Here is a 7,891-nt window from a genome sequence, read left to right as displayed (position 1 = left end):
CTACCTCCATCATTCTCAATTCCGAGGCTAGCCCTAAAGCTATTTCGGAGAGAACCAGCTATCTCCAAGTTCGTTTGGAATTTCTCCGCTACCCACACCTCATCCCCGCACTTTTCAACGTACGTGGGTTCGGTCCTCCAGTGCGTTTTACCGCACCTTCAACCTGGACATGGGTAGATCACATGGTTTCGGGTCTACGACAACATACTCATTCGCCCTATTCAGACTCGCTTTCGCTACGGCTCCGTCTCTTCAACTTAACCTCGCATGCTATCGTAACTCGCCGGTTCATTCTACAAAAGGCACGCTATCACCCATTAACGGGCTCTAACTTGTTGTAGGCACACGGTTTCAGGATCTATTTCACTCCCCTTCCGGGGTGCTTTTCACCTTTCCCTCACGGTACTGGTTCACTATCGGTCACTAGGGAGTATTTAGCCTTGGGAGATGGTCCTCCCGGATTCCGACGGAATTCCTCGTGTTCCGCCGTACTCAGGATCCTCCTAGGTGTTATCCAAATTTCGCCTACGGGGTTTTTACCCTCTTTGACATACTTTTCCAAGTATTTCGACTATCTGAATAGACTACCATATCGGAGTCCTACAACCCCAACAAGCAAGCTTGTTGGTTTGGGCTTTTCCCGTTTCGCTCGCCGCTACTCAGGGAATCGAATTTTCTTTCTCTTCCTGCAGGTACTTAGATGTTTCAGTTCTCTGCGTCTACCTCGACTGCGCTATGTATTCACGCAGACGTAACATCCTATAAAAGATGCTGGGTTCCCCCATTCGGAAATCTCTGGATCATAGCTTACTTACAGCTCCCCAAAGCATATCGGTGTTAGTCCCGTCCTTCATCGGCTCCTAGTGCCAAGGCATCCACCGTGCGCCCTTATTCACTTAACCTTTGACCTTACGGTCGGTTTTGAGTACTTCTTCTAGCGATAGAAGGTTGCTCAAGAAAATAAGCGTTGAACTTATTAAAAAACTCTTTTAACATTTCAACTCGGTGTGTGTTACTTGTTTTGATTATTTCTTCGATATCCAGTTTTCAATGAACAAATTTTGTTTGAGAGTAAACCTCTCAAAACTGAACAAAGGCAAACGATGTGTAGTCTTCCGAAATATTCCTTAGAAAGGAGGTGATCCAGCCGCACCTTCCGATACGGCTACCTTGTTACGACTTCACCCCAATCATCTATCCCACCTTAGGCGGCTGGCTCCAAAAAGGTTACCTCACCGACTTCGGGTGTTACAAACTCTCGTGGTGTGACGGGCGGTGTGTACAAGGCCCGGGAACGTATTCACCGCGGCGTGCTGATCCGCGATTACTAGCGATTCCGGCTTCATGTAGGCGAGTTGCAGCCTACAATCCGAACTGAGAGAAGCTTTAAGAGATTAGCTTAGCCTCGCGACTTCGCAACTCGTTGTACTTCCCATTGTAGCACGTGTGTAGCCCAGGTCATAAGGGGCATGATGATTTGACGTCATCCCCACCTTCCTCCGGTTTGTCACCGGCAGTCTCGCTAGAGTGCCCAACTAAATGATGGCAACTAACAATAAGGGTTGCGCTCGTTGCGGGACTTAACCCAACATCTCACGACACGAGCTGACGACAACCATGCACCACCTGTCACTTTGCCCCCGAAGGGGAAGCTCTATCTCTAGAGTGGTCAAAGGATGTCAAGACCTGGTAAGGTTCTTCGCGTTGCTTCGAATTAAACCACATGCTCCACCGCTTGTGCGGGCCCCCGTCAATTCCTTTGAGTTTCAACCTTGCGGTCGTACTCCCCAGGCGGAGTGCTTAATGCGTTTGCTGCAGCACTGAAGGGCGGAAACCCTCCAACACTTAGCACTCATCGTTTACGGCGTGGACTACCAGGGTATCTAATCCTGTTCGCTCCCCACGCTTTCGAGCCTCAGCGTCAGTTACAGACCAGAGAGCCGCCTTCGCCACTGGTGTTCCTCCATATATCTACGCATTTCACCGCTACACATGGAATTCCACTCTCCTCTTCTGCACTCAAGTCTCCCAGTTTCCAATGACCCTCCCCGGTTGAGCCGGGGGCTTTCACATCAGACTTAAGAAACCGCCTGCGCTCGCTTTACGCCCAATAAATCCGGACAACGCTTGCCACCTACGTATTACCGCGGCTGCTGGCACGTAGTTAGCCGTGGCTTTCTGGTTAGATACCGTCAAGGGATGAACATTTTACTCTCATCCTTGTTCTTCTCTAACAACAGAGTTTTACGATCCGAAAACCTTCTTCACTCACGCGGCGTTGCTCGGTCAGACTTTCGTCCATTGCCGAAGATTCCCTACTGCTGCCTCCCGTAGGAGTCTGGGCCGTGTCTCAGTCCCAGTGTGGCCGATCACCCTCTCAGGTCGGCTATGCATCGTTGCCTTGGTGAGCCGTTACCTCACCAACTAGCTAATGCACCGCGGGTCCATCCATCAGTGACGCAAAAGCGCCTTTCAACTTTCTTCCATGCGGAAAATAGTGTTATACGGTATTAGCACCTGTTTCCAAGTGTTATCCCCTTCTGATGGGCAGGTTACCCACGTGTTACTCACCCGTTCGCCACTCTTTTTCTTTCGGTGGAGCAAGCTCCGGTGAAAGAAAAAGCGTTCGACTTGCATGTATTAGGCACGCCGCCAGCGTTCGTCCTGAGCCAGGATCAAACTCTCATAATGATTTGTTTGAATGACCATACGGTCATTAAGCTCATAAAAATTAACTTTGCTAGCTATTGCTTGCATGTATTTGTTTCAATAAATTGAAACGTCCTACACATTGGTTCGTTTGCTTGCTTTGTTCAGTTTTCAAAGGTCTACCGTGCTGTGTTAGCAACTTTTATATCATATCAGAGCGACGTTTAATTGTCAACTCTTTTTTAAAAGTTTTTTTCGCTCGTTGTTTTTCAACTTCGTAGCGGCTGCCTCAGCGACTTAATTAGAATAACAAATGATTTGTTATTTGTCAACAACTTTTTTTAATTAATTTTGTTGATGTATCAACATTGATTAACTGTTTTATTATTGCGACTTCGTTATAATATCATCTGTTGCATTTTTGGTCAAGTCTTTTTTTGAAGTTTTTTCAACTGTTGTTTTGACCCGCTGGCTCAATTGCCAACGTTGACTAATTTACCATTCTTCTTGACTCAGGTCAAGGAAATATTTCATTTTATTTACAAAAAGTTTTCAATAAAAAAAGACCGTCGTAACGGTCTTCAGTCTTTTCGCTAATATTCAGGTGCTAAAAGAACGGAACGCCTTCAATCTCGTAGTCTTCAATGATCTTACGAAAGATATTGGGCTCTTCCCACGCATACCCTTCTGGCAGCTGTTGCGTTTGTCCTGCTTCTTGTGTTTCAAAAACAAATAAAGGAATGTTTTGCGTATCAATATTGCCATTTGTGAGTTCAACGAGTTCGATCGCTGTCACATCAAGGTGGATACGGTCTTTAAACAATTGTAAGATCGTAGCCAAGCCGGTTTTATCTTCAGAAAAATCCGTTGACGCTAATTCCGCAGTGCCTTCGTGTATTTGCATCAAAAATCGTTTCGAACCATTTGCTAAGTGCATCATAACTGTACCCGCTACTTTTTTGGATCCCAAAATACCCACCTCAGTTATTCATCTGTTTGTAAACTAATTTTAGCACATTTTCAGAAAATATGCACGATTATCTGCTGCTGTTTTCTTTTTCTAACATTTCTTTGGCCTCTTTCACCCACACTGGTAAAGCTTCTTCAATCGTACGAAAACCAATCCGCTTATTCTTATTTGTAAAGTAGCGTTTACGCTTAAAGGGTGGCTGAACAAAACTCGCTTCCAATGTACGGCGGGACAAACTGATCTTTTGGCTGTATTCGTCAATATCAATGATTTGTACACGGATCTTTTGCCCGATCTGTAAGACTTCATGGATATTTTTGGTAAACCCAGATTGGATCTCTGAAACATGAATCAATCCTTGTGTTTCCTTATCTAACGAAACAAATGCACCATAGGGTTGAATCCCAGTGACTGTTCCTTCTATAATGTTCCCGATTTGATAATTCATAGTCTTTCCTCTCTTTTCCACTTTCATTATACTTGAACTAGTGGTAGATTTGAAGCATCAGAAACAACGTTGCACAATATAGGAGGGAAACGCATGATCAATTTTGACAAAGTTCATCCGCGCTTAAATACCAATAGCGTCAAATGGGATACCATTGCAAAAACCTATAAGGAAGAAAACTTGTTGCCGCTTTGGGTAGCCGACATGGATTTTCTGGCACCAGAACCTGTGAAAAAAGCGTTAGAAAAAGCAGTTGCCCAAGGGATCTATGGGTACTCCACCATCCCTGATTCGCTGCTTGAATCCATCATCGATTGGCAGCAAAGACGTCATGGTTATACCATCAATAAAGAAGCGATCCTTTTTAATAGCGGTGTGGTCCCTAGTATTGCACTGGCGATCCAAAGTTATACGCAAGAAGGAGATGCCGTATTGATCCACGATCCGGTCTACCATCCCTTTGCCCATGTTGTCAAAAACAATCAGCGGACCTTAATTCAAGAACCATTATTGGAAAAAGATGGCCACTTCGTCATCGATTTTGAGGCGATGGAACAAACCATCATCGAAAAGAAGGTAAAATTGTTTCTTCTATGTAATCCTCATAATCCTGGCGGTCGCGTGTGGTCAAAAGAAGAACTGCTGACGATCGGCCGTATTTGTCAAAAGCACCAGGTGGTCGTTGTCAGTGATGAGATCCATCAAGACATCGTTTTTGCGCCAAATCACTTTGTCTCTTTCCAAACAGTCGAGCCAAGCTTTGCCGATTTTTCGATCATCTTGACCTCAGCAACCAAGACCTTTAATTTAGCTGGGATCAAAAATTCGATGGTATTCATCAAAGACAAAACCTTGCGCAGCCAATTTGCAAAAACACAAGAACGCAACGTTCAAGGGGAAATCAATACGTTTGGGTTGGTCGCTACTGAAGCAGCGTATCGTGAATCTGAAGCATGGTTAGAAGAACTTTTGTCCTATTTAGAAGCAAATCGCACCTTTGTCTGCGACTTTTTGACTGAACAACTCCCAGCAGTGACCTTTCAAAAACCCGAAGGTACTTACTTGATCTGGCTGGATTTTTCTGCCTATGGCCTAACGGACAATCAGCTGCAGCGCAAACTGATCAAAGAAGCCAATGTCGTATTGAATCAAGGAAGTATCTTTGGTCCTCGCGGCAGTCACCATATGCGGCTGAACTTTGCCTGTCCTAAAGAGCTATTAGAAAAAGCACTCAATCAAATCGCCGCCGCGTTTAAAGACCAACCGATCGGTTAACTCTTTCTTATGAAAAAAAGAACCCTAAAGCTGCCATTTCAACGACCTCCTTGAGGATGACCGTTGAAACTGCTTTTGGGTTCTTTTGTTTTATTCGCTGATTTCGATCGTTTCGATCACTACATCATGCACTGGACGATCTTGTGGTCCTCGTTGCACGCCAGCGATTTCATCAACGACTGACATTCCTTCGATCACATGACCGAAGACTGTGTGACGGAAATCTAACCAAGGAGTACCACCTGCTTGATACGCTTCGATGATTTCAGCTGGATAACCAGCACCTTCTAATTGACCTAACATGTTGCTAGGAACATTTTGATTGTTTACGATGAAAAACTGGCTGCCGTTAGTATTCGGACCAGCGTTTGCCATGGATAAAGCGCCACGAAGATTGAACAATTCTTTTGAAAATTCATCCTCAAAGCTGCCACCATAGATGCTTTCGCCGCCCATCCCTGTACCAGTTGGATCGCCGCCTTGAATCATAAAATCAGGAATGACACGGTGGAAGATGATCCCATCGTAATACCCTTTTTTCGCTAATTCAACGAAGTTTTTCACTGTTTTTGGTGCCAATTCTGGGAACAATTGTACAACTACATCCCCACGATTGGTTTTGATGACTGCTTTATGGCCAGTTTGTTTTTCTAATGCTAACTGTGGAAATTCAGACACATTAACTCCTCCTTCTCTCTCATAAATCCATGATAGCAGAAAATTGAAAAAATGCTAGTTTGGATAATTTTTGCTATAATGAAGCTATTCGTACAATACGAACACGCTTCACCCCAACGTGGTTAGAAAAGAGGAATAACATGGATATTTTTGATATAACGATTATCGGCGCGGGACCTAGCGGGATGTTTTCTGCTTTCTATGCCGGTATGCGTAACGCCAAAACCAAGATCATCGACAGCTTGCCGCAATTAGGCGGTCAGCTTGCTACTTTATACCCAGAAAAATACATCTACGATATCCCAGGTTATCCGAAAATCAAAGCGGGCGATCTTGTCCAAAACCTGGAAAAACAGTTGACGACCTTCAATCACCAATATTGTTTAGAAGAAACCGTCTTGTCGGTCGAAAAACAAGAAGACTATATCGAAGTCACCACCGACAAAGGAATCCATTACTCGAAAGCCGTGATTTTGGCTTTAGGAAACGGCTCCTTCCAGCCACGCAAACTGACTTTGCCAGAAAGCGAGCGGTTTGAAGGATACGGCTTAGACTATTTTGTCACCGATTTGATGAAGTATGCTGGACGCAAAGTAGCGATTGCCGGTGGCGGCGATTCTGCCATCGATTGGGCATTGATGCTAGAGCCGATCGCTAGTGAAGTCTACTTGATCCATCGCCGTCCTGAATTTCGTGCCCATGAACATAGCGTCAGCAAATTACAGGCTTCTGCCGTCAACATTTTGACTCCTTATGTGATCCAAGAAATCCAAGGAGAGCAACGTTTGACTGGTGTCTCGTTGCAGCAAGTCAAAGGTGATGAAACAGTCAGCCTTTCATTGGATGCTTTGATCGTCAATTACGGTTTTTCTTCCACATTGAACATCAAGGATTGGGGCATGAAAAGCAGCCGCCAAGGAGTCTTCGTCTCTTCAGATATGAGCACGTCTGTTCCTGGGATCTATGGCTGTGGGGATGTCGTTTTATACGATGGAAAAGTCGACCTGATCGCTACTGGTTTCGGGGAAGCCCCAACTGCGGTGAACAATGCGCTCCACTACATTGATCCCAAAACGCGGACACAACCTGCCCATAGTACAAGTCTTTTTAAGGAGTAGCTGAGATGAAACAAGCTGGTCAACGTCAACTTGCCGCCTATACTCTCCCTTTACAGGGAGAGACTCTCACTGAGCAAATGGTTCAGTATCTGGAAGCCTTCGATCATGCCGAAACGGCGGTCCACAATCTAGCCGTTGCCCAAGAAGCCAAACGATTGGCAGAACGGTTTCAAGTCAATGCGGAGAAAGCTTACTTGGCAGCACTGCTGCACGATGTCAGCGTCGTCATCCCTCATGACCAGCGAATCACCTTGCAGATAGCAATAGGCGAACCGATCTTAGATGCGGAGCGGCAAGCACCTTTTTTGCTGCATCAGCAGCAATCCGCTTTGTTGGCAAAAACGGTTTTTCAGGTGTCTGATCCAGAAATTCTGTCCGCCATCAGCTGCCATACCACCTTAAAGGCCCATTATCGTCGTCTCGATCTACTCGTTTTTTTAGCCGACAAAATCAAATGGGATCGTAAAGATCAAGCGCCTTTCTTAATCGGCTTATTAGACCGCCTCGATGATTCCTTGGAAGCCGCCGCTGGGTATTATATGGACTGGCTTTTTGCTGGTGACTTGGTGGTCCCCCATCCTTGGGCAGTGGCAGCCAAAGCAGAACTAGCCAACACCTGTGCTTCAAAGGATGTCAGAAGGGATTAACACCCAAATGGCATGGCCTGCAACTGGAATAGGGCACTACTTATGATCGCAATCCATCAGTCGCACGTTGACTTTTGAATAAACTATTTTTACATGGAGGGGAACT

General features: G+C 45.3%; 6 protein-coding genes and 2 rRNA genes (1 of these 8 only partly in view). 3 read left to right on the top strand and 5 right to left on the bottom strand.

Annotated elements, in window-relative coordinates:
- From IGI77_RS03285 to IGI77_RS03270, 4 genes are all read right to left on the bottom strand, one after another.
- Positions 1 to 902, bottom strand: a 23S ribosomal RNA gene (locus IGI77_RS03285) (it extends 2,013 nt beyond the left edge of the window).
- A 229-nt stretch (positions 903 to 1,131) separates the two neighbouring features.
- Positions 1,132 to 2,691, bottom strand: a 16S ribosomal RNA gene (locus tag IGI77_RS03280).
- The 16S and 23S rRNA genes sit together here, the layout of an rRNA operon.
- A 565-nt stretch (positions 2,692 to 3,256) precedes the next feature.
- Positions 3,257 to 3,619 (bottom strand): hypothetical protein, encoded by a 363-nt coding sequence (locus tag IGI77_RS03275; RefSeq protein ID WP_005227664.1) that lies wholly within the window; start codon positions 3,617 to 3,619, stop codon positions 3,257 to 3,259.
- 67 nt (positions 3,620 to 3,686) lie between these two features.
- Complete coding sequence (locus tag IGI77_RS03270; RefSeq protein WP_438769476.1) at positions 3,687 to 4,067, bottom strand: CvfD/Ygs/GSP13 family RNA-binding post-transcriptional regulator; 381 nt, start codon at positions 4,065 to 4,067, stop codon at positions 3,687 to 3,689.
- Between the two features lie 93 nt (positions 4,068 to 4,160).
- Between IGI77_RS03270 and IGI77_RS03265 the strand changes: the two genes are divergently transcribed.
- Positions 4,161 to 5,342 carry a MalY/PatB family protein gene (locus IGI77_RS03265; protein ID WP_167822736.1) on the top strand — a complete coding sequence of 394 codons (1,182 nt, stop codon included), beginning with the start codon at positions 4,161 to 4,163 and terminating at the stop codon, positions 5,340 to 5,342.
- 90 nt (positions 5,343 to 5,432) lie between these two features.
- Here the strand turns inward: IGI77_RS03265 and IGI77_RS03260 are convergent, their stop codons facing one another.
- A complete protein-coding gene (locus IGI77_RS03260) occupies positions 5,433 to 6,020 on the bottom strand; it encodes a peptidylprolyl isomerase (protein WP_005227659.1) in 588 nt (195 codons plus the stop codon).
- 140 nt (positions 6,021 to 6,160) lie between these two features.
- On the opposite strand from IGI77_RS03260, the gene IGI77_RS03255 reads away from it, so the two are divergent.
- The gene (locus tag IGI77_RS03255) at positions 6,161 to 7,138 is read left to right on the top strand and encodes an NAD(P)/FAD-dependent oxidoreductase (RefSeq protein ID WP_010748839.1); all 978 of its coding nucleotides are present in this window, start codon (positions 6,161 to 6,163) and stop codon (positions 7,136 to 7,138) included.
- 5 nt (positions 7,139 to 7,143) lie between these two features.
- A complete protein-coding gene (gene yqeK, locus IGI77_RS03250; RefSeq protein WP_438769475.1) occupies positions 7,144 to 7,785 on the top strand; it encodes a bis(5'-nucleosyl)-tetraphosphatase (symmetrical) YqeK in 642 nt (213 codons plus the stop codon).
- Positions 7,786 to 7,891: the final 106 nt, after the last annotated feature.

This window comes from Enterococcus sp. DIV0213h, assembly GCF_051711285.1.
GTDB classification, from domain to species: domain Bacteria; phylum Bacillota; class Bacilli; order Lactobacillales; family Enterococcaceae; genus Enterococcus_D; species Enterococcus_D casseliflavus.
The sequence above is the reverse complement of the archived record's forward strand: the minus strand, read 5'-3'. Positions and strand labels throughout refer to the sequence as shown.

Bases quoted from the DNA above. Each gene is read 5' to 3' on its own strand.
- IGI77_RS03270 (WP_438769476.1), bottom strand. From the start codon at position 4,067: ATGAATTATCAAATCGGGAACATTATAGAAGGAACAGTCACTGGGATT.
- IGI77_RS03265 (WP_167822736.1), top strand. From the start codon at position 4,161: ATGATCAATTTTGACAAAGTTCATCCGCGCTTAAATACCAATAGCGTC.
- IGI77_RS03255 (WP_010748839.1), top strand. From the start codon at position 6,161: ATGGATATTTTTGATATAACGATTATCGGCGCGGGACCTAGCGGGATG.
- yqeK (WP_438769475.1), top strand. From the start codon at position 7,144: ATGAAACAAGCTGGTCAACGTCAACTTGCCGCCTATACTCTCCCTTTA.